General features: G+C 65.0%; 24 protein-coding genes. 14 read left to right on the forward strand and 10 right to left on the reverse strand.

The features are described from left to right. Positions 1 to 24: 24 nt before the first annotated feature. Positions 25 to 1,185, reverse strand: coding sequence for an LLM class flavin-dependent oxidoreductase (locus ACPGXI_RS06865; RefSeq protein ID WP_526651142.1), 1,161 nt, complete (start codon positions 1,183 to 1,185; stop codon positions 25 to 27). 131 nt (positions 1,186 to 1,316) lie between these two features. Next, positions 1,317 to 2,219: an NYN domain-containing protein gene (locus tag ACPGXI_RS06870; RefSeq protein ID WP_526651144.1), complete on the reverse strand. Its 903-nt coding sequence runs from the start codon at positions 2,217 to 2,219 to the stop codon at positions 1,317 to 1,319. A 133-nt stretch (positions 2,220 to 2,352) separates the two neighbouring features. On the opposite strand from ACPGXI_RS06870, the gene ACPGXI_RS06875 reads away from it, so the two are divergent. Next, entirely contained in the window at positions 2,353 to 3,783 is a 1,431-nt protein-coding gene (locus ACPGXI_RS06875) for a DUF2252 domain-containing protein (protein WP_526651146.1), read from the forward strand. Between the two features lie 83 nt (positions 3,784 to 3,866). Then, on the forward strand, positions 3,867 to 4,754 hold the full coding sequence (locus ACPGXI_RS06880) for a recombinase family protein (RefSeq protein ID WP_526651148.1): 888 nt from the start codon (positions 3,867 to 3,869) through the stop codon (positions 4,752 to 4,754). Positions 4,755 to 4,790: 36 nt separating this feature from the next. On the opposite strand, the gene ACPGXI_RS06885 is transcribed toward ACPGXI_RS06880, so the two are convergent. After that, positions 4,791 to 5,150, reverse strand: coding sequence for an Rv2640c family ArsR-like transcriptional regulator (locus tag ACPGXI_RS06885; RefSeq protein WP_526651150.1), 360 nt, complete (start codon positions 5,148 to 5,150; stop codon positions 4,791 to 4,793). A 97-nt stretch (positions 5,151 to 5,247) separates the two neighbouring features. On the opposite strand from ACPGXI_RS06885, the gene ACPGXI_RS06890 reads away from it, so the two are divergent. The 5 genes from ACPGXI_RS06890 to ACPGXI_RS06910 all read left to right on the forward strand — a co-directional run bounded on the left by ACPGXI_RS06890 (position 5,248) and on the right by ACPGXI_RS06910 (position 7,954). After that, positions 5,248 to 5,697 (forward strand): ArsI/CadI family heavy metal resistance metalloenzyme, encoded by a 450-nt coding sequence (locus ACPGXI_RS06890; RefSeq protein ID WP_526651152.1) that lies wholly within the window; start codon positions 5,248 to 5,250, stop codon positions 5,695 to 5,697. A gap of 346 nt (positions 5,698 to 6,043) precedes the next feature. Then, on the forward strand, positions 6,044 to 6,289 hold the full coding sequence (locus ACPGXI_RS06895) for a hypothetical protein (RefSeq protein WP_526651154.1): 246 nt from the start codon (positions 6,044 to 6,046) through the stop codon (positions 6,287 to 6,289). Then, complete coding sequence (locus ACPGXI_RS06900; protein WP_526651156.1) at positions 6,286 to 6,654, forward strand: type II toxin-antitoxin system PemK/MazF family toxin; 369 nt, start codon at positions 6,286 to 6,288, stop codon at positions 6,652 to 6,654. Before ACPGXI_RS06895 ends, ACPGXI_RS06900 begins: the two co-directional genes overlap by 4 nt. A 74-nt stretch (positions 6,655 to 6,728) precedes the next feature. Next, positions 6,729 to 7,313, forward strand: a complete 585-nt coding sequence (locus tag ACPGXI_RS06905) for a hypothetical protein (RefSeq protein WP_526651158.1) — start codon at positions 6,729 to 6,731, stop codon at positions 7,311 to 7,313. Continuing rightward, positions 7,310 to 7,954 (forward strand): RES domain-containing protein, encoded by a 645-nt coding sequence (locus tag ACPGXI_RS06910; protein WP_526651160.1) that lies wholly within the window; start codon positions 7,310 to 7,312, stop codon positions 7,952 to 7,954. The genes ACPGXI_RS06905 and ACPGXI_RS06910 overlap by 4 nt, the downstream gene beginning before the upstream one ends. Positions 7,955 to 8,106: 152 nt before the next feature. On the opposite strand, the gene ACPGXI_RS06915 is transcribed toward ACPGXI_RS06910, so the two are convergent. Together ACPGXI_RS06915 and dosR are read right to left on the reverse strand one after the other, a co-directional pair. Then, the gene (locus tag ACPGXI_RS06915; RefSeq protein WP_526651227.1) at positions 8,107 to 8,775 is read right to left on the reverse strand and encodes a cutinase family protein; all 669 of its coding nucleotides are present in this window, start codon (positions 8,773 to 8,775) and stop codon (positions 8,107 to 8,109) included. Between the two features lie 232 nt (positions 8,776 to 9,007). Further along, complete coding sequence (dosR, locus tag ACPGXI_RS06920) at positions 9,008 to 9,658, reverse strand: hypoxia response regulator transcription factor DosR/DevR (protein WP_526651162.1); 651 nt, start codon at positions 9,656 to 9,658, stop codon at positions 9,008 to 9,010. Between the two features lie 164 nt (positions 9,659 to 9,822). On the opposite strand from dosR, the gene ACPGXI_RS06925 reads away from it, so the two are divergent. Further along, entirely contained in the window at positions 9,823 to 11,325 is a 1,503-nt protein-coding gene (locus ACPGXI_RS06925) for a bifunctional aminoglycoside phosphotransferase/ATP-binding protein (protein WP_526651164.1), read from the forward strand. On the opposite strand, the gene arcC is transcribed toward ACPGXI_RS06925, so the two are convergent. Beyond that, positions 11,298 to 12,248, reverse strand: a complete 951-nt coding sequence (arcC, locus tag ACPGXI_RS06930) for a carbamate kinase (protein ID WP_526651166.1) — start codon at positions 12,246 to 12,248, stop codon at positions 11,298 to 11,300. The genes ACPGXI_RS06925 and arcC overlap by 28 nt on opposite strands. Positions 12,249 to 12,293: 45 nt before the next feature. Continuing rightward, positions 12,294 to 12,644 carry a cupin domain-containing protein gene (locus ACPGXI_RS06935; RefSeq protein WP_526651168.1) on the reverse strand — a complete coding sequence of 117 codons (351 nt, stop codon included), beginning with the start codon at positions 12,642 to 12,644 and terminating at the stop codon, positions 12,294 to 12,296. A gap of 226 nt (positions 12,645 to 12,870) precedes the next feature. On the opposite strand from ACPGXI_RS06935, the gene ACPGXI_RS06940 reads away from it, so the two are divergent. The 6 genes from ACPGXI_RS06940 to eno are packed head-to-tail and all read left to right on the forward strand — an operon-like array spanning position 12,871 to position 19,282. Next, entirely contained in the window at positions 12,871 to 14,703 is a 1,833-nt protein-coding gene (locus tag ACPGXI_RS06940; RefSeq protein ID WP_526651170.1) for an NAD(P)H-dependent oxidoreductase subunit E, read from the forward strand. Next, entirely contained in the window at positions 14,700 to 15,416 is a 717-nt protein-coding gene (locus tag ACPGXI_RS06945) for a 2Fe-2S iron-sulfur cluster-binding protein (protein WP_526651171.1), read from the forward strand. The genes ACPGXI_RS06940 and ACPGXI_RS06945 overlap by 4 nt, the downstream gene beginning before the upstream one ends. After that, a complete protein-coding gene (locus ACPGXI_RS06950) occupies positions 15,413 to 16,030 on the forward strand; it encodes an NADH-quinone oxidoreductase subunit B family protein (RefSeq protein WP_526651173.1) in 618 nt (205 codons plus the stop codon). The genes ACPGXI_RS06945 and ACPGXI_RS06950 overlap by 4 nt, the downstream gene beginning before the upstream one ends. A 15-nt stretch (positions 16,031 to 16,045) precedes the next feature. Beyond that, positions 16,046 to 17,512 carry a Ni/Fe hydrogenase subunit alpha gene (locus ACPGXI_RS06955; protein WP_526651175.1) on the forward strand — a complete coding sequence of 489 codons (1,467 nt, stop codon included), beginning with the start codon at positions 16,046 to 16,048 and terminating at the stop codon, positions 17,510 to 17,512. Between the two features lie 10 nt (positions 17,513 to 17,522). After that, complete coding sequence (locus tag ACPGXI_RS06960; protein ID WP_526651177.1) at positions 17,523 to 18,020, forward strand: hydrogenase maturation protease; 498 nt, start codon at positions 17,523 to 17,525, stop codon at positions 18,018 to 18,020. Then, the gene (gene eno / locus ACPGXI_RS06965; RefSeq protein WP_526651179.1) at positions 18,017 to 19,282 is read left to right on the forward strand and encodes a phosphopyruvate hydratase; all 1,266 of its coding nucleotides are present in this window, start codon (positions 18,017 to 18,019) and stop codon (positions 19,280 to 19,282) included. Before ACPGXI_RS06960 ends, eno begins: the two co-directional genes overlap by 4 nt. Positions 19,283 to 19,290: 8 nt before the next feature. On the opposite strand, the gene ACPGXI_RS06970 is transcribed toward eno, so the two are convergent. The 3 genes from ACPGXI_RS06970 to ACPGXI_RS06980 are packed head-to-tail and all read right to left on the reverse strand — an operon-like array spanning position 19,291 to position 25,510. After that, the gene (locus tag ACPGXI_RS06970; protein WP_526651181.1) at positions 19,291 to 20,301 is read right to left on the reverse strand and encodes a dihydroorotate dehydrogenase-like protein; all 1,011 of its coding nucleotides are present in this window, start codon (positions 20,299 to 20,301) and stop codon (positions 19,291 to 19,293) included. Further along, the gene (gene nifJ, locus ACPGXI_RS06975) at positions 20,301 to 23,882 is read right to left on the reverse strand and encodes a pyruvate:ferredoxin (flavodoxin) oxidoreductase (protein WP_526651183.1); all 3,582 of its coding nucleotides are present in this window, start codon (positions 23,880 to 23,882) and stop codon (positions 20,301 to 20,303) included. Before nifJ ends, ACPGXI_RS06970 begins: the two co-directional genes overlap by 1 nt. Beyond that, complete coding sequence (locus tag ACPGXI_RS06980) at positions 23,879 to 25,510, reverse strand: NAD(P)-binding protein (protein ID WP_526651185.1); 1,632 nt, start codon at positions 25,508 to 25,510, stop codon at positions 23,879 to 23,881. The genes nifJ and ACPGXI_RS06980 overlap by 4 nt, the downstream gene beginning before the upstream one ends.

The following is a 25,510-nucleotide window of genomic DNA, read 5'->3' on the forward strand; positions in this document are numbered from 1 at the left end:
TACGTCGACTGTTCTGCTTCCTCGCTAACGCCGCGATTTTTTGGCCTCCTTTTCCGCGGCGTGGTCCTCGATCGCCTTGCCGATCGCATGAGCGGCACGGTCGATGAACTCGGTCCCGCTTGCGGTCACCCAATCGCTGGACGCGGCCGGAGCCGCGAGTTGGCCGGTGAAATGTGGCATCACGTATTGCGCGAAGAGTTCGTAGCTGCGCAGTTTCGCGGCGGGCGGCGCCCAGTCATGGTCGAAGAGAAGAAAGGCGCCGAAGCCGCCGTCGCTGGCGTCGACGAGTTCGGAGATCTTGGCGATCGCGTCTTCTGGGGTGCCGATCACCGCGAAGCCGGATGCCCGGTTGTTCGCGATGATCTCTGACGGTGTGTCTCCCTGTACCGGCCCTGCGGGCAGGATGTGGCTGAAATAGCGTGAGAATTCAGCGATTCCGTACTCAACATCGCGTTCGGCCTGCTCGCGGGTTTCGGCAATGTGCATCGGACCGACGAGCCGCCACTTCGACCGGTCGGCGACGTGGCCGTGCTCACGGGCGACCTCCTCCCACGTCTTCCAATGCTGGGCAAGCAGATCCATGCCCTGTTTCGCGGTCGCCGCGATCGACAACATGCCCACGCCGTGGGTGCCTGCTCCCCGGGGCCCGGTGGGGGAGAACGACGCGGCGACGGCCACGTCGAAACACGGTTGGCTGTAGGGCTTCAGCTGCAAGCGTGCGTCCTGGAGGGTGAACCCGTCGGTGTGCATGGTGACCGTCTCGCCACGCAGCAGTCGCATGATCGCGTCGAGGCACTGCTCCATTCGCGGCCTCTGCTCGTCGGCGGGGATTCCCAGCATGTGCGCATCAGAGGTGAGTTGTCCTGGCCCGCAGCCGAGCATGGCCCGGCCGCGGGTGAGGTGGTCGAGCAGAACCATGCGATCAGCGAGCATCAAGGGGTTGTGATAGGGCAGGGAGCTCACGCCCGTACCGAGCTTGATGTGCTTGGTGCGCTCCGCTGCCACGGCTATGACGACCTCCGGCGAAGCGATGATCTCGAACCCGGCGGAGTGGTGCTCGCCGATCCACGCTTCGTCGAAGCCCAGGCGGTCCATGGCGACGATCAGCTCCAGATCTCGCTCGATGGCCAGTGTTGGGTTCTGTCCGACCGGATGGAAGGGAGCTATGAAGTTTCCGAAGCGCATCCGCCACATCCTGCCCCCAGATTGCTGCTACCGGGTCATTTTGCCCGGATGAACTCCGTAGCGGTGAATTGTTATCTGGGAGAACGCATCTCGGGATGCACGTGTTTTCTGCGACAGGGATTCCACGCCCCTCAGTCGCGGAGCCGCACCAGTCGCGTCGTCGAACTCTCATCCAGTTCCACCACATCGGATCGGGAGCGCAGGAAATCGCTGAAGGACTTGAAGCCCAGAGACTTTTCGCTGAACGATGGGTCCATCCGCTTCATTTGCGCCTTCACCGCGGAGTTGTGCAGCCAGTCGGCGTCGTCTTTCTCCAGGCCGATTCGCAGTGCGCGGGTGAGCAGACCGGTCGCGGCGGCCTGCGGATCCGGCGGCTCGGGCTCGCCGGTGATTTCGGGCTCCGCGGCCTTGGTCCGGCTGGAACGTCTTTTTGGTGTGGGTTTCTCCTCGGCTGCGTCGCCGGGGCCGGGAATGGGCTCGAACACCGGGACGCCGGGCAGCGCATCGTAGGTGACGAACTCGTCGCAGGCCGCCGCAAGCATGCGACTCGATGATCCGGCCACCCCGATACCCACCACGTAGCGGCCGAGGCGCTTGCACCGCTGGGCCAGCGCGATGTAGTCGGAGTCGCCGGCGACGATCACCACGTGCGTCAGGTCGGGCAACCGGAACATGTCTTCGACCGCATCAACGGCCAGTCGGATGTCGGCCCCGTTCTTGCCATATGCCGCCGCCGGAAACAGCTGCACCAGATCGACCGCACGCCCCACCAGTTGCCCGCGGTATCCGGCATTGACCTCAGCGGACCAGTCGGCATAGGCGCGAGTCAGCACCAACGTGCCGAACGATGACGCAAAGTCGATGATCGCTCCGACATCGACGGTGGCAGGAGTGAGTCGGCCGGGGTCGTCGGCCAAGCCCTTCGCCTTGTCTTTCTGGAAGGAGTTGCGGCCGTTCACCTGGTCGTACCGCGAGATCACAATGTTGTCGAAGTCGAGGTACACCGCAACGAGGGTCGCGCCGGATTCCGTCATGGCCATAGTTTGGTCGATCAGCGCCCCGATAGGCCTCGGTCGGCTGCGATTCCCTCAAGTCAGCCCGCGGCGCTGCCGGTCGGCGCAACATGGGAACCGACACCGCAAGCACGTGGAGAGGTGCGTTCGCAGGGTGAGCAGTGCTCCGACAGGTCTCGAGCCGACCAGACATACCGTGCTGGCCGAGGCGGACAGCGGCGCCTATCACTCGCTGCGGCAACGGCCGGTTACCCGCGCCGAGCGCTATGCGCTCGGCAAGGGCCTGCGACAACGAGTGCCGCGGCGATCGCTGGCGGAATGGGCGCCGCCGCCGAACCGGCCGGATCCCATCCAGCTCATCAACATCAGTCATCGTGGTCGCCTGGACCGGCTGATCCCGATTCGGGTGGGCCGAATGGTCGCCTCCCCGTACGGCTTTCTGCGAGGCACCGCGGTGGTCATGGCCGACGATGTGGCGGGCCTGCCGTCGACCGGGATCACGCCGGTGGTTTGCGGCGATTCACACCTGGGCAACTTCGGCTTTTACGCATCGCCGCAACGTGACCTGGTGATCGACCTCAACGACTTCGACGAAGCGCACCCGGGTGGTTGGGAGTGGGACCTGCGGCGGTTGGTGGCCAGCATCTGGGTCGCGGGACGCCAGAACGGTGCAGGCGAGGACGAGTGCGCAGCAGCGGTGCGCTCCTGCGTCTCGGCGTACCGGGTGGAAGTGCGCCGGCTGGCCGAAGAGCCGCTGTTTTCGCGCTCTTTCACCCGGCTGGACGTCGACCGGTTGGCCGGTGAGACGGCGGGGCCGCTGGCCGACGAAGTGCGGCGGTCGGCCAAGCGTGCGCGCAACCGCACCAGCGACCGTGCGCTACCCAGATTCACCCAGGAGGTCGACGGCATCCGCAGGATCGTCGAAGAGCCACCGTTGATCACGCGGGTGCCTTGGCGCGAAGCCGACGCCCTGGCCGAGGCGCTCGACGACTATCTGCAGACACTTTCCACGCACTGGCGCCGCGTACTGGGCGGCTACACCCTGCTCGATGTCGCGCACAAGGTGGTCGGGGTGGGCAGCGTCGGTTTGCGCGCGTATGTGGCTCTGCTGGAAGGCTCTTCGGCCGAGGATGTGGTTTTCCTGCAACTCAAGCAAGCTCGCCGCTCGGTGCTGGCGCGCTATGTGCACGGCGAGTCCGCCTTGCACGCGCATCAGGGCCAGCGGGTTGTTGAGTACCAACAAGCGCTGCAGACGGTCAGCGACCCGCTGTTGGGTTGGACGACCGTGGATGGGTTGCAGTACTACGTGCGCCAGTTTCGCAACATGAAGGGCACGATCCCGCTGGATGCCATGGACCCCAAGGCGCTGATCGACTACGCGGGCGTGGTCGGTCAACTGCTGGCCAAAGGTCATGCGCGGACCAGCGGTGCCTCGATGATCGCCGGTTATCTCGGCCACTCAGAACGGGTGGACGACGCACTGTGCCTGTTCGCGCGTCGTTACGCCGACCAAACCGAAGCTGACCACGCGGCGTTGGTGGCGGCTGTCGATATCGGGAGGTTGCCGGTCGAGCGCGGAGTCTAGCTTCGGGCTGCGCCACCGCACGCCGCGGCGCCACGCCGATTCATGGGCGGGGGAGCCGTGCGGCCGTCGGCTACATTTCACCAATGGCGACTTCAACAATGGCTGCTGACGGCACCCTCGTTGGATACGCGCGCTGCTCCCTGGATCCGCAGGACCTTGCTGCGCAGCAACAACGACTTCGCGAACTGGGTGTCGCTGATGATCAAATCCATTTCGACCAGGGACTCACCGGCACCGACACAGAACGCCCGGGCCTGGATCAGGCGCTGGCCGCAGTGCGGAAAGGTGACACGCTGGTGTCGCCGAAGCTGGACCGGCTCGCCCGATCGGTACCCGATGCTTGCGCCATCGGCGAGGGACTTGCCAAGCGCGGCATCAGTTTGTCACTGGGCGGACAGGTCTACGACCCAACCCAACCGGTGGGCAAGATGTTCTTCGACGTCCTGGATGCCGTCGCCGAATTCGAGGTCGACCTGCTCCGAACGCGCTCCCTGGAAGGTCTCAGCGGACTGACGACCATGACCGAGACGCGCGCACGCCTTGAGTTCGCGCTCAACAGCCCCCGGCGTCATGGACCTCACCTGGGCGTCTTGCTCTGCGGCATCGACGATTTCTGGACGATCGTCGAAACCTGGGGTGAGGCCTTCGGAAACGTCGTGCTCGCCACCCTGGCCATGAGGTTCCGGCAATGTGTGCGCCAAGGCGACACCGTTGGGCGCTTCGGCTGGGACGAAGCATTGGTGCTGCTTCCCGGCGTCCACAGCCTGGACAATGTCGCTCAGGTCGCGGAGAAGATTCGTGGCCGCGCCGAAGAGCCGATCCATCATGCGGGCGTGACGATTCACGCCACGTTGAGTATCGGTGTCACCCTGGCCGTTCCCGGCGAGTCGGTGGCGTCGCTGAAGACGCGGGCGGAGTCAGCGATGAATTCTGTCAAACAGGCCGGCGGGAATGCTTCCAGCTGCATCTGAGCGATAAGCCGGGCAGCGATCACCGTCCGCCGTTGTTCAACTGCAGCAGTTGGGGTTCAACACCGCGTACAGGGCGCCGACTGCATCGGGGGCCGGTCGGTGGTAGACGTGCATGCCGCGTCGATCGGAGTCGACGAAGCCGGCCCGACGCAGTTGTGCCACATGGTGACTCACGGTGGATTCGCTGAGTCCGAGCGCGGCCGCGAGGTCGCCGCTGTTCTCCGCGCCGGCCGAGGAACTGAACAGCAATGACATGATCTTCACCCTCGCCGGGTCGGCGAGTGCCTTGAGCCGCAGCGCCACCTCAAGCGCATCGCCGTCGCTCATAGGTCCGGCGGCCAAGGGTGCACAGCACACCGGCGCGGAGATGTCGATGGTCGGCAAGGTCTTGGGCACGGCACCATTCTGCCACGGTGTTGACATATATCAAAAAGGTGGCATGGTGGCGGTAGCACGCCAATTCGATATAAGTCTCACAGGTCCGGAGGTTCCCATGTCCAGAGTTCAACTCGCCCTCAATGTCGACGATCTCGACCAGGCCATCACGTTCTACTCCAAGCTCTTCAACACCGCGCCCGCGAAGGTCAAGGACGGCTACGCCAACTTCGCGGTTGCCGAACCACCCCTCAAGCTGGTGCTCATCGAGAATCCGGGCAAGGGCGGCACCCTCAACCATCTCGGCGTCGAGGTAGCCAAAACAGAGACCGTGCATGCCGAGATCGACCGGCTGAGCGCCGCGGGCCTGTTCACCGAGGAGGAGATGAACACCACGTGTTGCTTCGCCACCCAGGACAAGGTGTGGGTCACCGGTCCGGCCGGTGAGAAGTGGGAGGTCTATACGGTGCTGACCGACTCCGACACCTTCGGTGCCAGCTCCGAACATGCCGAGGCGGGCGTGTGCTGTGGTGACACCGCCGCCGATACCGCGGACGCCTGCTGTTGAGCTGTACCACCTGAGCTTCTCCGCCACCGAAACTGAACGTGGCAGCCGTGTATCGGGGGAGTTCCGAGGATCTTCACTGACCGTGTGTCAGCTGCTCCAACAGTGCTCGGGCCGGCGTGGCAGACGCGACCGCACACGCCACGGAGCAGCCGCTCATCGCCGACCACGTCGAATGGACCGGCGACGCCGAGCGCAGCGACGAGGTAGAAACCATCAACTCCATCACCATCATTGAGATCTCACCGCGAAGTGGCGACCAGGGCGCCGCCGGCGGCCAGTCCGGGCAGATGCGCCACCGCCACCACCGGGTATCCCATAGCGGCATATTATCTGACATACTATCCGCATGTCATTATCGGGCGGAAAGACGACAATCAAGGTCGAGAAGCGCCTACGCGACAGAATTTCGGCGGCGGCCTCCGAAGAGCACCAAACCGTCCAGGTTTTCCTTGACGGGCTTCTTGCCGAACGCGAGCGTCGCCGACGGCTGGCCAGCGTCGCCGACGCATACGGCAGTGCTGGCGCGGTCACGCTAGGGGACTGGCGTGACGAAACCCACGAATGGGAAAGCGTCGAGGACAACAACGAATGACCGTCGGACTCGAACCCGGCACGGTCATCTGGGTCAGCATGGACCCAACGATTGGACGCGAACAAGCTGGCCGGCGGCCCGCGGTCGTGGTCGCATCCTCGGGCTACCTGGCCGCGGTACCCGAACTGGTCATTGTCGTGCCAGCCACGACAACCGACCGCGGCTGGCCTCACCACGTAGCGCTGAGCGGCCCATCGCTTGAACTGGCCCACCAGAGCTACGCCATGACCGAACAACCCCGCACCATCAGCAGACGGCGAATCTTCAACACCACCGGCCAAGTGGATGACACCTGCCTAGCCGCCATTCGCCGCTGGCTCGACGACTTCCTCCAACTACCTGAACCCCCCCGCAGTCTCGACTGACCAGCTGAGACCGACCCTAGACGCACTACGCTAACGTCAGTAGCATGGTGCCAAATAGCGTTAGGGTGACGTGGATGTCTGTAGAGCACGAGCTGGAGCAGCTGCTTCATGACCGCTTCGAGATCACGCCGGCCGACTTCGCCGCCGCGCTGAGGCATCTGCCCGCGTCGCGGCCCTGGGCTGCAACACTCACCGAAACCGAAGCCCACCTGCTCGACGGCGTCGACTTCCCCGAGGACCGCGACGCCTTCGTCGCGGCCGGCGCCGAGATCGCCGGGAATACCGCCCACCTCGCCGTCACCGCATTCACCGCCGAAGAGGTCGCCAACGGACTGGGCATCGGCGCCTCACGCGTGCGCCAGAAGCGCCTCGCCGGCGAACTGTGGGCCATCCCGGACGGGCAGACCTGGATCTTCCCCATCCTGCAGTTCGAGACCGGCGACAATGGTGTCCCCGCCCGTCAGGTCCGCGGTCTCGACCAGGTGCTCAAGGCCCTTCCCGGCAATCTGCATCCCATCGCAGTAGCCGGGTTCCTGCGCACCCCCCAACCCGATCTGTTCCACGATCGCCCGATGACCCCGATCGAGTGGCTGCGCGGCGGCGGCGACATCGATCGCGCAGTTACCGCAGCTGCCGCCGTCGACTGGTACACCGCGTGACGGTACGGCTGCCAGGCCCGCCCTCGGTTGCCGACCTCACTGCGATCGGAATTCGCGCCGAGGAGTACCGCACTCTCCCCACCGAGGAACTGTGGTGGCGAGTCCACCGCACGACGGGGCCTCATGTGCTGGCATGGAACGGCTTCCGTGAACACGGCCCGCACCTGCGCTTCGACCTACACCCGCCACCAGCGCGCATCCATCCGGGGGTGGGCGTCTGGTACGGAGCCTGTGGGCCGCTTGCGTGCTTGGCCGAAGCCTTCCAAGCCACGCGCACCATCGACCGGCACCGCGGTGACCCCTACCTCACCGCGGTGGGGTTCGGGCGAGACCTTCAGCTGCTCGACCTCGCCACCGACAGTGCCGGCTCCTGGCCCACCCGAGCTGGCGGCACCTTCGCACTCTCGACCGGCCCCCACTCCATCACCCAGCGTTGGGCCCGTCGAATCACCGAGGCGTTCCCCGCCCTCGATGGTCTGCACTACAACAGCCGCTTCGCCGGCCAACCGTGCGTCGCACTGTTCACCCCGGCTACCACGGCGATGCCGCGCCGCCCTGCGCTCTCCCTACCGCTGTCCCACCCGGGCCTCGCGATCCGAATTGACACGGCGGCAGGACGTCTCGGCTTCCTCACGCTCTGACCGGGTCGATAAGCGGCCATCTCGTGCATCGTTACCGACATCGTGGTGCGCTCGACTCCCGGTACTACCAAGGCCAGTCCGGCGACGCGATACAGATCATCAGTATCGAGGCCTACCGGGCCAGGCTCGACGAGTTGGGCGTTCGCCAACGCTTACGAGTTCGCCGTTGACCGTTCGCTCTGCCTCACCTGTTTGGTGACCCACTGGGCGGCGAGCTTGACCAGGCCGGACTGCGGATATCGGCTGTGGGCTTCGAGATCTTTTCCGGTCGAGCAGATTGGGTCATTGGTGTTGCACAAATCGGCGGTGCGCGGACCGAAGTCGGGACTCAGGGAGGTCAGTGGCCGGCCCAGTCGGGCCGACGGGTTGCCGAAGACGGCGACCGCCGCGATGTGCGGGACAACCGCCGCGGGCAGGGGCTCGGTATAGCCGAGTCCCGCGATCGGTGAGGTGGTGACGACGTCGATGACGGCGGCGCCCTGGGAGTAGCCGCCCAGCACGATCTTGCTGTTCGGGCAGGTGGCAGCGATGGACTGAATGCGCTTGCTCGCGTCGTTGGCTCCGGTCGCCACCTGGGTGAAGTCCCACGAGGCCGGGTATTTCACCGCGTAGGCGCCAACCGACTGGCCCTTCATCATCGGCCTCAGGGTGTTGATCAGTGCTTTGCCGACAGCGCCGAGGCCAGCGGGCTCGGTGGTGCCCCGGGCGAACACCACCTCGACGTCATTGCACTTAGGTATCGCGGCAGCGGTCGGCGCGCCCAGACCGGCGAGAGCCGTGAGGGCCAGCGCCGACAACGCGGCGGCGATCGCAACGCGGATGCGTCGAACTGCGGCGGAAGTCGTTGGACTCCCGCGGTGGGTGCTGCTGATGGTCACCGCCTCCTCGATCCGAGCCTCTCGTGGCCTGGAGCCGCTGTTGAACCCCATCCGTCATTCTGTACCCATTTGTCACTGTTGTCACTGTGGCAACAGTCTCATCAGGGCGGCTGCGCAGCGGATCTAGCGGCGCGAGCACGAACGCCACCTGCGCCGACCCGCACCGTGCCGGTCGTCACTCCACCGAGTGACAGCGAGTTTGGTCCAGCTTGGAAATGAACACCGCCGCTTGGGTGCGGCGTTCCATTCCGAGCTTCGCCAGCAGCCTCGAGACATAGTTCTTGACGGTTTTCTCGGCCAGAAACATTCGTTCCGAGATTTGTTTGTTGGTCAGGCCCTCGCCGAGGAGGTCCAGCAAGACCCGTTCCTGATCGCTGAGTCCCGACAGCGGATCAGAATGGTCGGCGTCGTGGCGCAGCTTGGCCATCAGGGCTGCCGCCGCCCGGTTGTCGAGCAATGATCGGCCGGCCCCGACATCCTTGATCGCTGCGGCGAGCTCCATGCCTTTGATGTCCTTGATCACGTAGCCGCTGGCGCCGGCCAGGATGGCGTCGAGCATCGCTTCGTCAGAGGTGAACGAGGTCAGCATGAGGCAACGCAGATCGGGAAGCATGGACAGGAGATCTCTGCACAGTTCGATTCCGTTGCCGTCGGGCAGGCGAACATCCAGAACTGCGACGTCGGGTTGAAGTGCTGGAATTCGCGCCAGCGCCTGTGACACTGATCCCGCCTCGCCGACGACTTCGAGCTCGGGGTCGGCGCCCAGGAGGTCGATCAGCCCCCGTCGAACCACCTCATGGTCATCGACGAGAAAAACTTTCACCACGAGATCGCCTCCACTAGAGGGTGGGTAAGTACCTACCCTACGTTCCGTGCCGGCGGCACTGTCCCACCGGCTGCTGCCGTCGGGTCCGGGCCAGGGCCAATGGTCCTCGGCGTGGGGGCCTAGTGCTCTGGCGGCGCCGGTGCCGGTGGTAGACCTTTGAGGTCATGGACGGCACGTCGTCGCACCCGGGCGGGCAGCAACAACCCAGGTCCGCCGCGGGTGACATGGCCGCGCAGGTGCGGGAGACGCACACCGGCATCGTCGTGCTGCTCGGGGACCGGGCCTACAAAGCCAAGAAGTCGGTGGTCACCGACTTCCTGGATTTCAGCACGACTGCTCAGCGGGAGCGCGCTTGCCAACATGAAATCACCCTGAACAAGCGCCTCGCCCCAGACAGCTATCTCGGGGTGGCCTACTTTTCAGATCCAGCGGGCGGTCCCGCCGAACCTGTGATTGTGATGCGCCGCTATGCGGATGCCACTCGCCTCGCATCCCTGGTCAAGGGTGGCCAACCGGTCGAGAAACACCTGCTCTCCATTGCCCGTGTGCTGGCGGGCTTTCATGGCGTCGCAGAGCGGGGAACGGCAATCGACGCCCAGGCCGGCGTCGATGCCGTGTGGGCGCGGTGGCGGCAAAACCTTCACGAACTAGAGAAATACGCCGACGACGTGGTGCCACGTGACGTGCTGAGTGAAGTGGGGCGCACAGCCGCGCAGTTCGTTGCCGGGCGTCAGGCGCTGTTCACCCAACGCATCGCTGAACGTCGCATCGTCGATGGGCACGCCGACCTGTTGGCCGACGACATCTTCTGCCTCCCGGAGGGGCCCGCGCTGCTCGACTGCCTGGAGTTCGACGATCAGCTTCGGTATGTCGACGGTATCGACGATGCCGCATTCCTGGCGATGGACCTGGAATTTCTCGGCAGGAGAGACCTCGCCGACTACTTCGTCGATCAATACACGAAGTGCGGCGATGATCCGGCACCGCGATCGCTGGTGGACTTCTACATTGCCTACCGGGCGGTGGTGCGCGGCAAGGTGGACTGCGTGCGCGTCTCGCAAGGCCACCCCGAAGCTGCTGCCGACGCACGACGACACTTCGATCTTGCTCTCGGGCACCTCAGGGCCGGCACGGTGCGGCTGATCATCGTGGGGGGTGGGCCCGGCACCGGAAAGACCACTCTGTCAACAGCGTTGGCCCGACCGTTGGGAGCCCGCGTGATCTCGACCGACGAGGTGCGCCGACACTTACAGGATGCCGGCTCGGTGTCCGGGGTCGCCGGCGAGCTCAACGCTGGGCTGTACTCGCCGAGAAACGTCGCCATCGTGTATGACGAGGTGTTGCGACAGGCCGGAGACTGGCTGAGTCGCGGACAGTCGGTGATCCTGGATGGCACGTGGAGGGATTCAGAGCAACGCGCCAAGGCCGAAGAACTCTGTGGTGAGATCTCGGTGCCGATCGTCGAGTTCAACTGCTCTGTGCCGATTGCCGAGGCGTCGGCCAGAATCCAGCGCAGACAGCGGTCCTATTCGGACGCGACACCGGACATCGCCGCTGCCCTTGCCGCCGACGGCGGCGACGGGCGCGAAGCCCATGATCTCGATACCGGCAGGCCACTGGTCGAGGTCGTCAAGCAGGCTCAAGAAATTTGTTGGGGGACAGTCTGATCCGCGCCAGCGTGGACCCGCGTCCCCGCCGTGCCGTCGACGATTTCGGTGATGTCGGCGAGGGCTCCGATGACGGCTTCGTTTCCGGTGTTGCGGGTGAAGTCGCAGGCGGCTTGACCTTTCGGGCCCATCGACCCCGCGGGGAGGTCCAGACCGGCCAACTCGTCGGGAGTGACTCGGCCCAGGCGGACCTGCTGGGGGGTGCCCCAGTCGACGTAGACACCGTCGACGTCGGTGGCGATGACCAGCAGGTCGGCGTCAAGTTGCTCGGCCAGCAGGGCCGATGCGAGGTCCTTGTCGATGACCGCCTCGACGCCGCGCAGGTCGCCGTGTTCGCCCCACAGCGTGGGGATTCCGCCTCCGCCGGCGCAGATCACGATCACACCCTGTTCGACCAAGCTGCGGATTGGCCGAATTTCGAACACCCGCTTGGGCTTTGGGCTAGCGACAACCCGCCGAAAATTGTCACCGTCGGGTGCGATGGTCCAGCCGCTCTGTGTCTTGAGGCGTTCTGCGGTTTCCCGGTCATAGACCGGTCCGATGGGTTTGGTGGGGTGGTCGAACGCAGGGTCGGTGCGGTCGACTTCGATCATCGTCAGCAGGGTGGCCAGCGGCTGGTCGGCCGGCAGCAGATTGCCCAGTTCCTGCTCGATGACGTAGCCGATCATCGCGTCGGTCTGGGCGCCGAGCACGTCCAGGGGGTAGGGATCTACCCCTTCAGCCAGGTCGTGGTAGGCGGCCGACTGCAGCGCCAGCAGACCCACCTGGGGGCCGTTGCCATGCGCGATGACGATCTCGTTGCCGGGGGTGATGGCGGCGATGCACTCGGCCGCGACCCGGATGTTCGCCCGCTGATTGTCTGCGGTCATGGGCTGACCTCGACGCAACAGCGCGTTTCCCCCGAGTGCGATCACGATTCTCATGGCGGTCAGCCGCTCGCAGAGATCAGTAAGTCCGGCGCGTCATGACTACGAACCGTTCTGTCTTGTGGCGGTTTTCGCGACGGTGAGCAGGATCGCCGAGGTTTCCAGGGCTTCGAGCGAGTGGCGCGCATCCGGCACGCTGATGAGATCGCCGGCCGAGCCTTCCCAGCTGTCGCTGCCTGCGATCAGCCGAACGCGTCCGCGCAGAACGTGCACCGTCGCTTCGCCGGGGTTCTCGTGTTCGTCGAGCCTCTGGCCGGCCACCAACGCGATCACGGTTTGACGCAGTACGTGTTCGTGACCTCCGTACACCGTGTGCGCGCCACGTCCGCTGGATGCACGTTCAGCGCCTGCCACCTGCTCGCGAGCCAGTGCCGTCAGCGAGATCTTGTTCATCGAAACTCCTTCGTCATACTCGGTGCATGTCCAGCGTCAGCAACGTTACGCCGCTCCGCCGGCCCCGCCCCAGCAGTGACCCGGGCTGAAGAAACCGCCCAGGATTTCCCGGTCAGCGCCGATAGGCCCGCAATGGTGACAAACTGCCCTGTTTCGACCGCGCCCGTGGAGGATAATGGTCCACGAGCGGGGGAGCAGGCGATTGAGGATTGACGGGAGTACCTGGTTGAACGCAGACATCGAGACGGTCCTCCGGCGGCACCGCTACGACGGAACCCGGTTGATCGACATTCTGTGGGACGTCCAGAATCTGTTCGGCCACATTCCCGACGAGCACCTCCCGCAGATGGCGAGCGCTCTGGACCGGTCCGTGCCCGACATTGTGGAGACCGCCTCGTTCTATCACTTCTTCCACTCCAAGCCCTCGGGGCGGCACCGGATTTATCTGAGCAACACGGTGATTGCCAAGATGAACGGGTACCAGGCGGTATACGACGCGCTGGTGCGCGAGACGGGGGTCGGGTTCGGAGAGACCGACCCTACGGGAATGTTCGGACTGTTCGAGACCCCGTGCATCGGACTCAGTGATCAGGAACCGGCGATGCTGCTCGACGGCGTGGCGTTCACCCGACTCACTCCCGATACCGTCGCAGAGGTCATCGCGCAGCTGAAGGCCGGGAAAGTCGGCGCCGACATCGCGAATCCGGCGGGGCTCCCGCGGGACGGCATCGCCTACGTCGACAACCTGGTGGAACCCAGTGTCCGTACCCGGGGACCGGTGTTCTTCTGTGACGACGTGGATCACCGGGGCTTGCTCGAGCGCTGCCTCGCCGGTACGCCGGCGCAGACGATCGCCACGATCACCGAGGCCGGTCTGCGCGGATTCGGTGGCGCCGGGTTTCCCACCGGGCTGAAGTGGCGGCTGGGCAGGGAAGCATCCGGCGATGACAAGTACGTCATCTGCAACGCCGATGAGGGGGAGCCCGGCACGTTCAAGGATCGCGCTCTGCTGACGCACTCGCCCAAGGACGTTCTCCTGGGAATGGTCATCGCGGCATACGCGATCGGCAGCAGGCACGGGATCGTCTATCTCCGAGCAGAATACGCCTACCTCGAGAGCTATCTGGAGAGTCAACTCCAGGAACTCCGGCGCGACGGGCTGCTGGGATCCGATATCGGTGGCCTACCCGGATTCGCTTTCGACATCCGTATCCAGATGGGAGCCGGGTCATATGTCTGCGGCGAAGAGTCCGCGCTGATCGAGTCGTGCGAAGGTAACCGAGGCACGCCCCGGCTGAAGCCGCCCTACCCGATCCAGCAGGGCTACCTCGGCAATCCCACCTGCGTCAACAACGTCGAAACCTTCGCCGCGGCAACTCGGGTCACGGCCGAAGGCGCTGAATGGTTCAGGCGGATGGGTACATCCGACTCGGCAGGGACCCGCCTGGTGAGTGTCGCTGGGGATTGCCGCCGACCGGGCGTCTACGAGGTGCAGTGGGGCATCACCGTCGACGAAGTGCTGGAGATGGTCGACGCACACAATGCCCAGGCCGTCCAGATCAGCGGCCCATCGGGGGAGTGTCTGTCGGTGCAGCAGGACGGCCGGCGCCGGATCGCCTATGAGGACATCCCGTGCAACGGCTCGGTCACCATCTTCGATAACACTCGTGACCTGCTGGACTGCGTGAAGGATTACACGAAGTTCTTCGTCGACGAATCCTGCGGCATATGTGTTCCCTGCCGGGCCGGCACCATCGACCTCCACGACAAGGTGGAACGCGTCCGGGCAGGCAACGGGGTCCAGCAGGATCTCGACGACGCGTCCGGTTGGGGCGCTCTGGTGCGCGACACCAGCAGGTGCGGTCTCGGGGCCACGGCAGCCAATCCCCTACTGACGACGTGGGAGAAGTTTCCCGAGTTGTATCGGGACAGGTTGCGCACTCAAGAGCACGCCCTGCTGCCCTCGTTCGATGCGGAGGCGGCCCTGGCTGAATACGGCACGGCCCTGGCTGAATCAGGCACGGTGGAAACCAAGTTCGAGACGGACGGGACGAAATGAGCATCCAGATCGAGATCGATGGGATTTCGGTGTCGACTCAGGAGAACCGAATCCTTGTCGACGTCGCCGCGGAGGCGGGTGTATACATCCCGACGCTGTGCTACCTGAAAGGTAAGCCGTGTCTCGGGACCTGCCGGGTGTGCACGGTGAAGGTCGACGGTGCGGTGGTCGCGGCCTGCACGGTCCGCGTCGCCGATGGAATGACTGTCGAGGTCGACGAACCCGAGACGGCTGATTTACGGAAAGCGTTGGTAGAACTGCTGTTCGCCGAAGGCAATCACAACTGTCCCAGTTGTGAGAAGAGTGGTCGCTGCACCTTGCAGGCGGTCGGCTACGAGGTGGACATGCTCGTCTCGCGCTTCCCGTACCGGTTCCCGACCCGAGAACGGGACCACGCCTCCGAACGGATCTGGCTGGAGCGGGATCGCTGTATTTTCTGTCAACGCTGTGTGGAGTTCGTCCGCGACGAAACGACCGGACAGAAGATCTTCAGCATCAGTGCGCGCGGGACCGAGTCACAGATCGACATCGATGCCGAACGCGCGAACGCCATGCCGCCCGAGCAGGTCCGCTATGCCGTGGAGATCTGCCCCGTCGGCGCCATCCTCGAGAAAGGGGTCGGCTTCGACGTTCCGATCGGTCAGCGCAAGTACGAAATCGAGTCCGTCCGGGACCGGACTCTCGGCACCACAGATGAGGCGGGCACACCGTGACGGACGAAATCGCTTCGCACGAACTACCGGCAACGGCTACCGACCCGGCTTTCTCGGCGAGCCAGGACGGCAAGATCAACGTGGCGATGATCAGTCTGTGCGGCTGCTGGGGATGCACATTGTCGTTTCTCGACATCGACGAGCGAATCCTGCCGCTCCTGGACAAGATCACCATTCGCCGCTCCTCGCTCACCGATATCAAGCGGATCACGCAGCGATGCGCCATCGGCTTCATCGAGGGCGGCGTTGCCAATGAGGACAACATCGAGACGCTCCGTCACTTTCGGGAAAACTGCGACATCCTCATCTCCGTCGGAGCGTGCGCCGTCTGGGGCGGCATTCCTGCGATGCGCAACGTCTACGACGTGGATGACTGTCTGAAAGAGGCCTACCTCGACTCGCCCACCGCGGTTCCGGGTGCCACACCGGTCATTCCGTTGCATCCGGACATCCCGGTACTCACCACCAAGGTCCACCCCTGCCATGAAGTGGTTCACATGGACTACTTCCTGCCCGGTTGTCCACCCGAGGCGGACGCGATCCTTACCGTGCTCGATGATCTGATAAACGGCCGCCCGGTCGCGCTGCCCCGCCCGCTGACCCACTATGACTGAACCCGGAGGTTTCGCGTGAGCAGAAAGCTCGTCATCGATCCCGTGACCCGCATCGAGGGCCACGGGAAGGTGACCGTGCATCTCGATGACGACGGCAACGTCCTCGATGCCAGGCTGCATGTCGTCGAGTTTCGCGGCTACGAGAAGTTCGTTCAGGGCCACCCGTTCTGGGAGGCGCCGATGTTGATGCAACGCATCTGCGGTATCTGCTTCGTCAGTCACCATCTGGGCGGCGCGAAAGCGCTCGACGACATCATCGGCGTCGGTGCCGGCTCAGGAAGCGGGGTGACGGTCACCGCGGAGAAGATCCGCCGTCTCGGCCACTACGCGCAGATGTTGCAGTCCCATGTGACGGCGTATTTCTACTTGGTTGTCCCCGAGATGATGTTGGGGATGGATACCGCACCCGAGCAGCGCAATCTGCTGGGTCTGATCCAGGCGGACCCCGAATTGATGCGCAGAGTGATCATGCTGCGCAAATGGGGTCAAGAGGTGATCAAGACGGTCTTCGGGAAGAGGATGCACGGCATCAGTTCGGTGCCGGGAGGCGTCGACAAGAACGTGAGCGTCGCCGAACGCGATCGGCTGCTCAATGGCGAAGAGGGGCTCCCGTCGATCAGCGAGGTCATCGACTACGCACAAGACGGGCTGCGCCTGTTCCACGACTTCCACGCCAAGAACCGAAGTCAGGTGGACGGCTTTGCCAACGTTCCCGTCCTGAGCATGTCGCTGGCCGACGCCGACGGCAACGTGGACTACTACCACGGCGCGTTGCGGATCGTGGGCGAGGACAAGAAGGTGGTCCGCGAGATCGACTATCACGACTACCTCGACCACTTTTCCGAAGCCGTCGAACCGTGGAGCTACATGAAGTTCCCCTTTCTCAAAGATCTGGGACGGGAGAGGGGCTCGGTTCGGGTGGGCCCGCTCGCGCGGATGAACGTCACGAATTCGCTGTCGACACCGCTCGCTCAAGAGGCGTTGGAGAAGTTCCACGCCTACACCGACGGTGCATCGAACAACATGACGCTGCATACCAACTGGGCGCGGGCCATCGAGGTTCTCCATGCTGCGGAACTGATCGAAGAGTTGCTGCGAGATCCGGACTTGCAGAAGCAGGATCTTGTCGTCACTGCTGCGCCGGGAGCGTGGGTGGGTGAAGGTGTCGGTGTCGTCGAAGCCCCGCGCGGCACGCTGCTTCACCACTACCGCGCCGGCGCCGAAGGCGACATCACCTTCGCTAATCTGATTGTGGCCACGACCCAGAACAATCAAATCCTCAACCGCACAGTGCGTTCGGTGGCCGAAGACTATCTGGTGGGTCACGGTGAGATCACCGAGGCGATGATGAACGCCATCGAGGTGGGGATTCGCGCCTTTGATCCATGCCTGAGCTGCGCGACCCACGCCTTTGGGCAGATGCCGCTGATCGTGACGGTGCTTGATTCGGCGGGAAATGTGCTCAACGAACGCGTGCGTTGACATGCCACCGGTGAGGCTCGCGGAGTTCGACGATGACTCCTGCCTGATCTATGGGATCGGCAACGTGGGTCGTCAAGACGACGGCTTGGGCTGGGCCTTCATCGATTGGCTGGAGGCGCAGGGCCGCTGCCCGAACGCCCAGCTGCAGCGTAACTATCAGCTGCTGCTCGAGGACGCCGAACTGATCAGCACAAAGGAACGCGTGTTGTTCATCGATGCCACCAAAGACGAGACGGTCACGTCGTTCACCTGGGCGCGCGCGGTGCCGAAGATGGACTTCACGTTCACCTCACACGCCATCTCGATACCCGCCATCATGGCGACCTGTCAGCAGTGCTTCGATCGGGTGCCGGAGGTGCACGTCCTAGCGATCAGGGGATTCGAGTTCGAACTCGAAATGGGTTTGACGCCAGGGGCGCAACGCAATTTGAACGACGCGACGGCCGATCTTCTTTCTGGGGAGCATCGGCTGTGTCCGGTCGGACATGAATCAAAGGAGTGCAGATGACCATGACCATTTCGTCGATGTCGGCGATTGAGATTCTCGACTCGCGTGGTCGGCCCACCCTGCGGGTGCAGGCGACCCTGCCGGACGGGCGGACCGTGCGATCGGGGGTGCCCTCGGGGGCCTCGACGGGTAGCCGGGAGGCGGTGGAGTTGCGCGACCACGACGCGCGCCGATACTCGGGCCAGGGCGTCCAGCAGTCGGTCGGGCACGTCAATGGACCGATTGCGGACGCCTTGACCGGTCGTACCTTCGCGTCCCTCGGCCAGGTGGATGACACCCTGCGGGCGTTGGACGGTACCGCCGACAAGTCGCGGTTGGGCGCAAACGCGATTGTGGGTGCGTCGATAGTTGCTGCCCGGGCGTTTGCGCTCGAGTCGGGAAAGCCGCTCTGGCGGTGGCTGACTCCGGACGGAGTGCCTCCGCGCCTGCCGGTACCCCACTTCAACGTCGTCAACGGGGGGGTGCACGCGGCCAATGAGCTCGACTTTCAGGAGTTCATGATCGCGCCGATCGGGGCGCCGTCGCTACCTGAAGCGGTGCGGGCCGGAGCTGAGGTGTATCAGAAGCTGCGGGTGCTCTTGGCCGACGGCGGCTTCGAGACAGGGCTGGGGGATGAGGGTGGGTTCGCGCCCGAGATCGCCTTACCGGAGGAAGTTTTGGCACTACTGGTGCAGGCGATCAGTGATGCCGGCTATACCCCCGGAAAGGACGGCATCGCGATCGCCCTCGATCCGGCCGCCAGCGAGTTCCACCGCAGCGGCCGGTACTCGGTGGGCGGCGAATCGTTGTCCAGTGAGGACCTGATCGAGCGGTACGCGCAGATCATCGACAGGTTCCCTGTCTGGAGCATCGAGGACGGCCTCGGCGAAGCCGACACCGCAGGCTGGCGGAAACTCACCGACGCGCTCGGTGAACGCGTGCAACTGGTCGGTGATGACAATTTCGTCACCAACCCGGACTTGATCGCCGCGGCGGTCAACGCCGGCATCGGCAATGCCGCGCTGATCAAGGTCAATCAAGTCGGGACGGTATCGGAAACTCAAGAGGCGCTGAGCGTTTGCCGTGAATCAGGATATGCGGCGATGATCTCGCATCGTTCGGGGGAGACCGACGACACGTTCATCGCTGATCTTGCCGTCGGTTCGGGATGCGGCCAGATCAAGTCCGGTGCGCCGGCACGGGGAGAGCGCGTCGCAAAGTACAACCGTCTTATCGAAATCGCGGCTTCGGAACCGAAGTATCCGTTCGGTTTGACGTTCTGACGAGTGATTTACCAGGGGCCGTAGACGGCGCTGTTGGCCCGCCGCATCGTGCTGACGTAGTCCGCGCGTTCGTGTGCGGCCTCATCGGTGCCGATCGGGACCGCGAGCAGGCCACGAAACTCGTTGATGGCGGAGTAGCCCTTGCGGTCCATCCAGTCCCGCAATCCGGTCAGCAACACCGCGGTATACGCCGGGCCATGGCGCAGCAGTGCAGACGCCGTCATCACCACATCCGCACCGGCCAGCAGATACTTGACCACTTCCGTCGAGCCCTCGACACCGGTGGTCGCGGCGAGCGAAGCGTTGATCCGCCCGTGCAGCAGGGTAATCCAGGTCAAAGGCAGCCGGGCCTCCGCAGCGCGCGACAGCGACGTTCCGCGCGCTACAGCCAGTGTCTCGGGGTCGATGTCGGGCTGTAGGAATCGGTTGAACAGCACCAGCGCGTCGGCCCCGGTCAGGTCCAGGCGTCGCGCCATCTCAGCGGTCGCGCTGAAATAGGGGCTGAGTTTCACCGCTACCGGCACGCTGACCGCATCCTTGACCTGCGCCAGAATCTCGATGTGACGTTCTTCGAGGTCGCGACCGGAAATGTGGGAATCGCCAGGCAGCGAGTAGATGTTCAATTCGACTGCGGCCGCGCCGCAATCCTGCATCGACCGGGCGTATCGGGCCCAACTGCCGGGCGTACTTGCGTTGATGCTGCCGATCACCGGAATCGAGACGGCCTCGACCGCGCGTTCCAGCAGGCTCAGGTACCGGCGCGGGCCGTGGTCGGTGCGTGCGGCCGCAGGGAAGTACGTCAGCGACTCGGCGAAGCTCTCCGACCCTGCCTCTGCCCGTTGCGCATCCTGCTCGGCCTCGCGCCGAAGCTGCTCCTCGAACAGTGAATAGAGCACCACAGCGCCGATCCCGGCGTCGGCGAGCTGTCGGACGCCGTCGACGGTCTGCGACATCGGGGACGCTGACGCGACCAGCGGATTGGCCAGTTGCAGGCCGAGATAGCGGGTGGACAGGTCCATCAGTGCTCCCTGCGGGCGTCGGGGTGGAAGTGTTCGGGTCCTCGAGAGGCCATCTCCTCGTACACCTTCCAGCGCTGATCGATCGCCTGCTCTGCCATCGCGAGTAGCCTTTCGGCCTCGGCCGGATCAGAATTGGCCAGTGTTCGGTAGCGAAGCTCGCGGTAGACATAGTCGGCCAACGGGATTCGCGGACGATGGGAATCGAGCAGGAACGGGTTCTTCCCGGCGCCGCGCAGCACCGGGTCGTACCGCAGCAGCGGCCAGTGCCCGCTGGCGACGGCCCGGTACTGCTGATCCATCCCGAGGCGCATGTCGATGCCATGGGCGATGCACTGGCTGTAGGCGATCACCAGGGACGGACCGTCATAGGCCTCCGCCTCCCGGAAGGCCTGCAGGGTCTGCTGGGGGTCGGAACCCATCGCGACTTTCGCGACGTAGACGTTTCCGTAGGCGATCGCTTGCAGCGCAAGATCTTTTTTCGGGACCGTCTTCCCGGCGGCGGCGAACTTCGCGACTGCGGCCAGCGGGGTCGACTTGGACATCTGACCCCCGGTGTTCGAGTAGACCTCGGTGTCGAGCACCAGCACGTTCACGTTGCGGCCGCTGGCCAACACATGATCCAGCCCGCCGGACCCGATGTCGTAGGCCCAGCCATCGCCGCCCACTATCCACACGCTGCGCCGGACCAGCTGGTCCACCACGCTGAGCAGGTCCGCGGTGGCCACTGGATCAAGTCCACTCAGACGGTCTCTCAACTCAGCCACCCGTTGGCGCTGTGCCGCCAGCTCCGATTCCCGCAGCTGCGGCGCCCCCAGAATCGCGTCGACGAACTCGCCGCCGAGCTTGTCGCGCAACTCGGTCAGCCGCCGGCGGGCGAGTTGAACATGCACGTCGCTGGCCAATCGCAGGCCCAGCCCGAACTCGGCATTGTCCTCGAACAGGGAGTTCGACCATGCTGGGCCGCGCCCTTCGGCGTCGGTGGTCCACGGTGTGGTGGGCAGGTTACCGCCGTAGATCGATGAGCAACCGGTGGCGTTGGCCACCAGCAGCCGGTCCCCGAACAGCTGCGACAGCAGTTTGAGGTAGGGCGTCTCGCCACAGCCCGCGCAGGCGCCGGAGAACTCGAAGAGCGGCTCCAGGAACTGGGTGCCCCGCACGGTGCCGAAGTCCACCCTGGACCGGTCAGTGGCCGGCAGCGACTCGAAGAATCCGATGTTGGTTCGCTCGGCGACGATCCTGGGTTCGGCGGGAGCCAGGTTGATCGCCTTGGTGACGCCCGAGCCGGGGATGACGACGGGGCAGGCCTCGACGCACAGGCCGCACCCCGTGCAGTCCTCGATGTACACCTGCAGCGAGAACTTGGAGTTGGGCAGGCCGACGGCCGCCAGCGGGGCGGAGTCGAAACTCTCCGGCGCATCCTCGAGCTGCGACTGGTCGTAGAACTTCGAGCGAATCACGCTGTGTGGGCAGACGAAACCGCAGTTTCCGCACTGGATGCAGGTGTCGGGATCCCACACCGCCACCAGGTCGGAGATGTTGCGCTTCTCGTAGGCCGTCGTACCACTGGGATAGGTACCGTCCACCGGAAGTGCGCTGACCGGCAGCGCATCGCCGCGGCCGGCCATCATCTCCGCGGTCACGTGGCGGACGAAATCCGGCGCCGAATCCGGAACCGGCGGTGCCGACACGCGGCGAGAAGTGGCACCGGAAATGCACGTCGGCAACGTAACCCGCTGCAACCCTGCCACGGCGCCGTCGACGGCAGCCAGTTCCTTGGCGAGTACCTCAGCGCCGCGGTTGCCGTACATCACCTCTACCGATTCTTTGACTCGGGTGATCGCCTGCTCGCGCGGCAGCACGCCGGAAATCAGGAAGAAACACGTCTGCAGAACAATGTTGATGCGGCCGGGCAATCCGGCCGTGCGCGCGATCCGGTCGGCATCGACAATGTAGAGGGTGATCCGCTTCTCCAGGATCTGTTCCTGAACGACCCGCGGAAGCGCATCCCATACCTTGGCAGCGGGCAGCCGGCAATTCAGCAGCAGCGTGGCGCCGGGGGCCGCCCGGCCGAGCACGTCGACCTTGTCGAGGAACCGGAATTGGTGGCAGCCAACGAAATTAGCCCCGCTTACCAGGTAGGGCGCCCGGATCGGCTGTGGTCCGAAGCGCAGGTGGGACTCGGTCTGTGAACCCGACTTCTTCGAGTCGTAGACGAAGTAGGCCTGGGCGTGCAGACCTTCCTCGGACCCGAGGATCTTGATCGTGTGCTTGTTCGCGCTGACCGTGCCGTCTGAACCCAGTCCGAAGAACACCGCCCGGACCGTGTCGGGTGACTCGATGTTGAACGACGGGTCGAAGTCGACACTGGTCTGGGAGACGTCGTCGTCTATTCCGACGGTGAACCGCTGCCGCGGTCGGTCGCGCGCGAGTTCGGCGAATACCCCGGCCACCATCGCGGGGGTGAACTCTTTCGAGGACAGGCCGTAGCGCCCGCCGGTCACCCGCGGCATGACTGCTCGTCCGCCGTCGGCGCATGCGCCGACGAGCGCTGCGACCACGTCCAGATACAGCGGCTCGCCGAGGGAACCGGGCTCCTTGGTTCGGTCCAGCACGCCGACGGTGCGTACGGTCGCCGGGAGCGCCTCCAGGAATGCCGCGAGGGGGAATGGCCGGTACAACCGGACCTGAACCACGCCGACCCGCTCGCCGCCGTCGGCGAGCACGGCGGCGGTCTGCTGCGCGGTCTCGGCTCCCGAGCCCATCACCACCACAACGCGTTCCGCCTCCGGGTGGCCGGTGTAGTCGACGATATGCATGGCCCGCCCGGTACGTTCGCCGAGGCGAGCCATCAGGTCCTCGACTACGCCCGGGACCCGCGCGTAGAACGGGTTGACCGTCTCTCGTGCCTGGAAGTAGACGTCCGGATTCTGCGCGGTGCCGCGGATGAACGGGCGTTCCGGGGACAGCGCCCGGCCGCGATGTGCCCGGATCAGTTCCTCGGGGACCAGTGATCTGAGGTCGTCGTCGGACAGTGTCTCGATGGTGTTGATTTCGTGGGAGGTTCGGAAACCGTCGAAGAAGTGCACGAACGGTACCCGGGTCGCGAGCGTCGCCGCCTGAGCGACGAGCGCCAGATCGTGTGCCTCCTGTACCGAGGCGGACGCCAGCAGCGCGAACCCCGTCTGCCGTACCGCCATCACGTCCGAATGGTCTCCGAAGATCGACAGACCCTGCGCTGCAATGGATCTAGCGGCAACGTTGATGACAGCCGAGGTCAGTTCACCGGCGATCTTGTACATGTTCGGGATCATCAGCAGCAGACCCTGCGATGAGGTGAAGGTCGTGGTCAGCGCGCCGCTCTGGAGGGATCCGTGCAGAGCGCCCGCCGCGCCGCCCTCGCTTTGCATTTCGACCACTGTGGGCACGGTGCCCCACACATTCGTCCGCTCCGCACTGGACCATTGGTCGGCCAGTTCGGCCATGGGCGACGACGGAGTGATCGGATAGATGCAGCACACCTCGTTGAGCCGGTAGGCGACCGAGACGGCGGCCTCGTTGCCGTCCACCGTGGCGCCCGTCATGTCGGCTCCCCGAACATGTCGATGGCGTGCACCGGACACTGATCGGCGCAGATTGCGCAACCCGTGCACTTGTCGTAATCGAACCGATAGCGTTGCCCTTCGCCGAGTTTGATCACCGCCTCCTCGGGGCAGGCACCCAGACAGCCATCGCACTCGAAGCAGTTCCCACACGACAGGCACCGCTGGGCCTCGAAAGTCGCCGCGTCTGCCGACAGACCGCCGACGACCTCCTGGAAGCCCTGCACCCGCGTCGTGCTTCCCAGTTCAGGCTGCCGACGTTGCGCGGCGTCACCGAAGTACCAGAGGTGCAAAGACTCGAACGTCGCGGTCGGATGTTTGGCCGGCCGCTCCGCCGACGACCCGCGCAGCCAGGCGTCGATGTGATGAGCGGCCTTCTTCCCGTGGCCCACGCCGACGGTCACGGTGCGTTCGCTGGGCACCATGTCGCCGCCGGCGAACACACCCGGACAGCCGGTCATCAGTGTTGACGAGACCCGCACGCTGCCGTCGGCTTCGAACTCCACTCCCGGCAGGGTTTGCATGAATGCCGACTCCGTTTCCTGCCCGACCGCCATGATCAGCGTGTCGGTAGCCAGGGTCTCCATCCGGCCGGTCGGCCGAGGGTGCCCGGACTCGTCGAGTTCCATGACCTCGACCTGGATTTCGGGACCGTCGAAGGCGGTGATGGTGCGCAGCCAGTGGATTTGGACTCCCTCTCGCTCGGCGTCCTCGGCTTCCTCGGTGTGGGCGGGCATCTGATCGCGGGTGCGGCGGTAGACGATGACCGCGTCCTCGGCGCCCAGGCGGCGGGCTACCCGCGCGGCGTCCATCGCGGTGTTGCCGCCCCCGTAAACCGTGACGTGACGGCCGACGGCCGGTTCCTCGCCGGAGGCGACGTCGTGCAGGAACGACACCGCATCGACCATCGTGCCGGCGTCGCGCGCCGGGATATCGACGCGTTTCGCCAGATGTGCGCCGACCGCGACGAACACCGCGTCGAAGTCGCCCTCGTCGCGCTCGGCCGCCAGATCCTCGACTCGATGATCGCAGGTCAACCGCACGCCCATCGCCGCGATCCGGTGCAGTTCGGCATCCAACACGTCGCGGGGCAGGCGATAGCTCGGAATGCCGTACCGCATCATCCCGCCGGGGGCCGCCTCCGCATCCCGGACCTCGACGTCGTGGCCGAGGCGCCTGAGATGGTAGGCGGCGGACAGGCCACTGGGGCCTGCCCCGATGACCAAGACGCGCTTGCCCGTGGGGTGCGGCGCTGCTTCGAACACCCAGCCACGCTCCCGGGCCAGGTCGCCGAGGAAGCGCTCCACCGAATGGATCGCCACGGCGGAATCGAGATGGGCTCGGTTGCAGGCAGTTTCACACGGGTGATAGCAGACCCGACCGTGGATGGCGGCGAAGGGGTTGTCCGCGACGAGCTGACGCCATGCGGCTTCGTGCCGCCCGGCAGTAGCATGTGCCAGCCAGGCCTGGATGTTCTCTCCGGCCGGGCAACCGGCATTGCAGGGCGGCAGCAGATCCACGTACACCGGTCGGCGCGCGCGCACCGGGCCGGCTCGAGAGCGCCCATGGGCAAGATCGGCGAGTGGTGCGACGTCATCGGATCCGGTCAT

Source organism: Mycobacterium sp. (genome assembly GCF_049608025.1).
In the GTDB taxonomy this organism is placed as follows: Bacteria; Actinomycetota; Actinomycetes; order Mycobacteriales; family Mycobacteriaceae; genus Mycobacterium.

What these genes read in the sequence shown, in the direction of transcription:
- ACPGXI_RS06895 (WP_526651154.1), top strand. Translation starts at nt 6,044, where the DNA reads ATGTCATTATCGGGCGGAAAGACGACAATCAAGGTCGAGAAGCGCCTA.
- ACPGXI_RS06970 (WP_526651181.1), bottom strand. Translation starts at nt 20,301, where the DNA reads ATGGACCTGTCCACCCGCTATCTCGGCCTGCAACTGGCCAATCCGCTG.
- eno (WP_526651179.1), top strand. Translation starts at nt 18,017, where the DNA reads ATGACCATGACCATTTCGTCGATGTCGGCGATTGAGATTCTCGACTCG.
- ACPGXI_RS06935 (WP_526651168.1), bottom strand. Translation starts at nt 12,644, where the DNA reads ATGAACAAGATCTCGCTGACGGCACTGGCTCGCGAGCAGGTGGCAGGC.
- ACPGXI_RS06925 (WP_526651164.1), top strand. Translation starts at nt 9,823, where the DNA reads ATGGACGGCACGTCGTCGCACCCGGGCGGGCAGCAACAACCCAGGTCC.
- ACPGXI_RS06945 (WP_526651171.1), top strand. Translation starts at nt 14,700, where the DNA reads ATGAGCATCCAGATCGAGATCGATGGGATTTCGGTGTCGACTCAGGAG.
- ACPGXI_RS06880 (WP_526651148.1), top strand. Translation starts at nt 3,867, where the DNA reads ATGGCGACTTCAACAATGGCTGCTGACGGCACCCTCGTTGGATACGCG.
- ACPGXI_RS06900 (WP_526651156.1), top strand. Translation starts at nt 6,286, where the DNA reads ATGACCGTCGGACTCGAACCCGGCACGGTCATCTGGGTCAGCATGGAC.
- ACPGXI_RS06890 (WP_526651152.1), top strand. Translation starts at nt 5,248, where the DNA reads ATGTCCAGAGTTCAACTCGCCCTCAATGTCGACGATCTCGACCAGGCC.
- arcC (WP_526651166.1), bottom strand. Translation starts at nt 12,248, where the DNA reads ATGAGAATCGTGATCGCACTCGGGGGAAACGCGCTGTTGCGTCGAGGT.
- ACPGXI_RS06980 (WP_526651185.1), bottom strand. Translation starts at nt 25,510, where the DNA reads ATGACCGGATCCGATGACGTCGCACCACTCGCCGATCTTGCCCATGGG.
- ACPGXI_RS06870 (WP_526651144.1), bottom strand. Translation starts at nt 2,219, where the DNA reads ATGACGGAATCCGGCGCGACCCTCGTTGCGGTGTACCTCGACTTCGAC.
- ACPGXI_RS06865 (WP_526651142.1), bottom strand. Translation starts at nt 1,185, where the DNA reads ATGCGCTTCGGAAACTTCATAGCTCCCTTCCATCCGGTCGGACAGAAC.
- ACPGXI_RS06905 (WP_526651158.1), top strand. Translation starts at nt 6,729, where the DNA reads ATGTCTGTAGAGCACGAGCTGGAGCAGCTGCTTCATGACCGCTTCGAG.
- nifJ (WP_526651183.1), bottom strand. Translation starts at nt 23,882, where the DNA reads ATGACGGGCGCCACGGTGGACGGCAACGAGGCCGCCGTCTCGGTCGCC.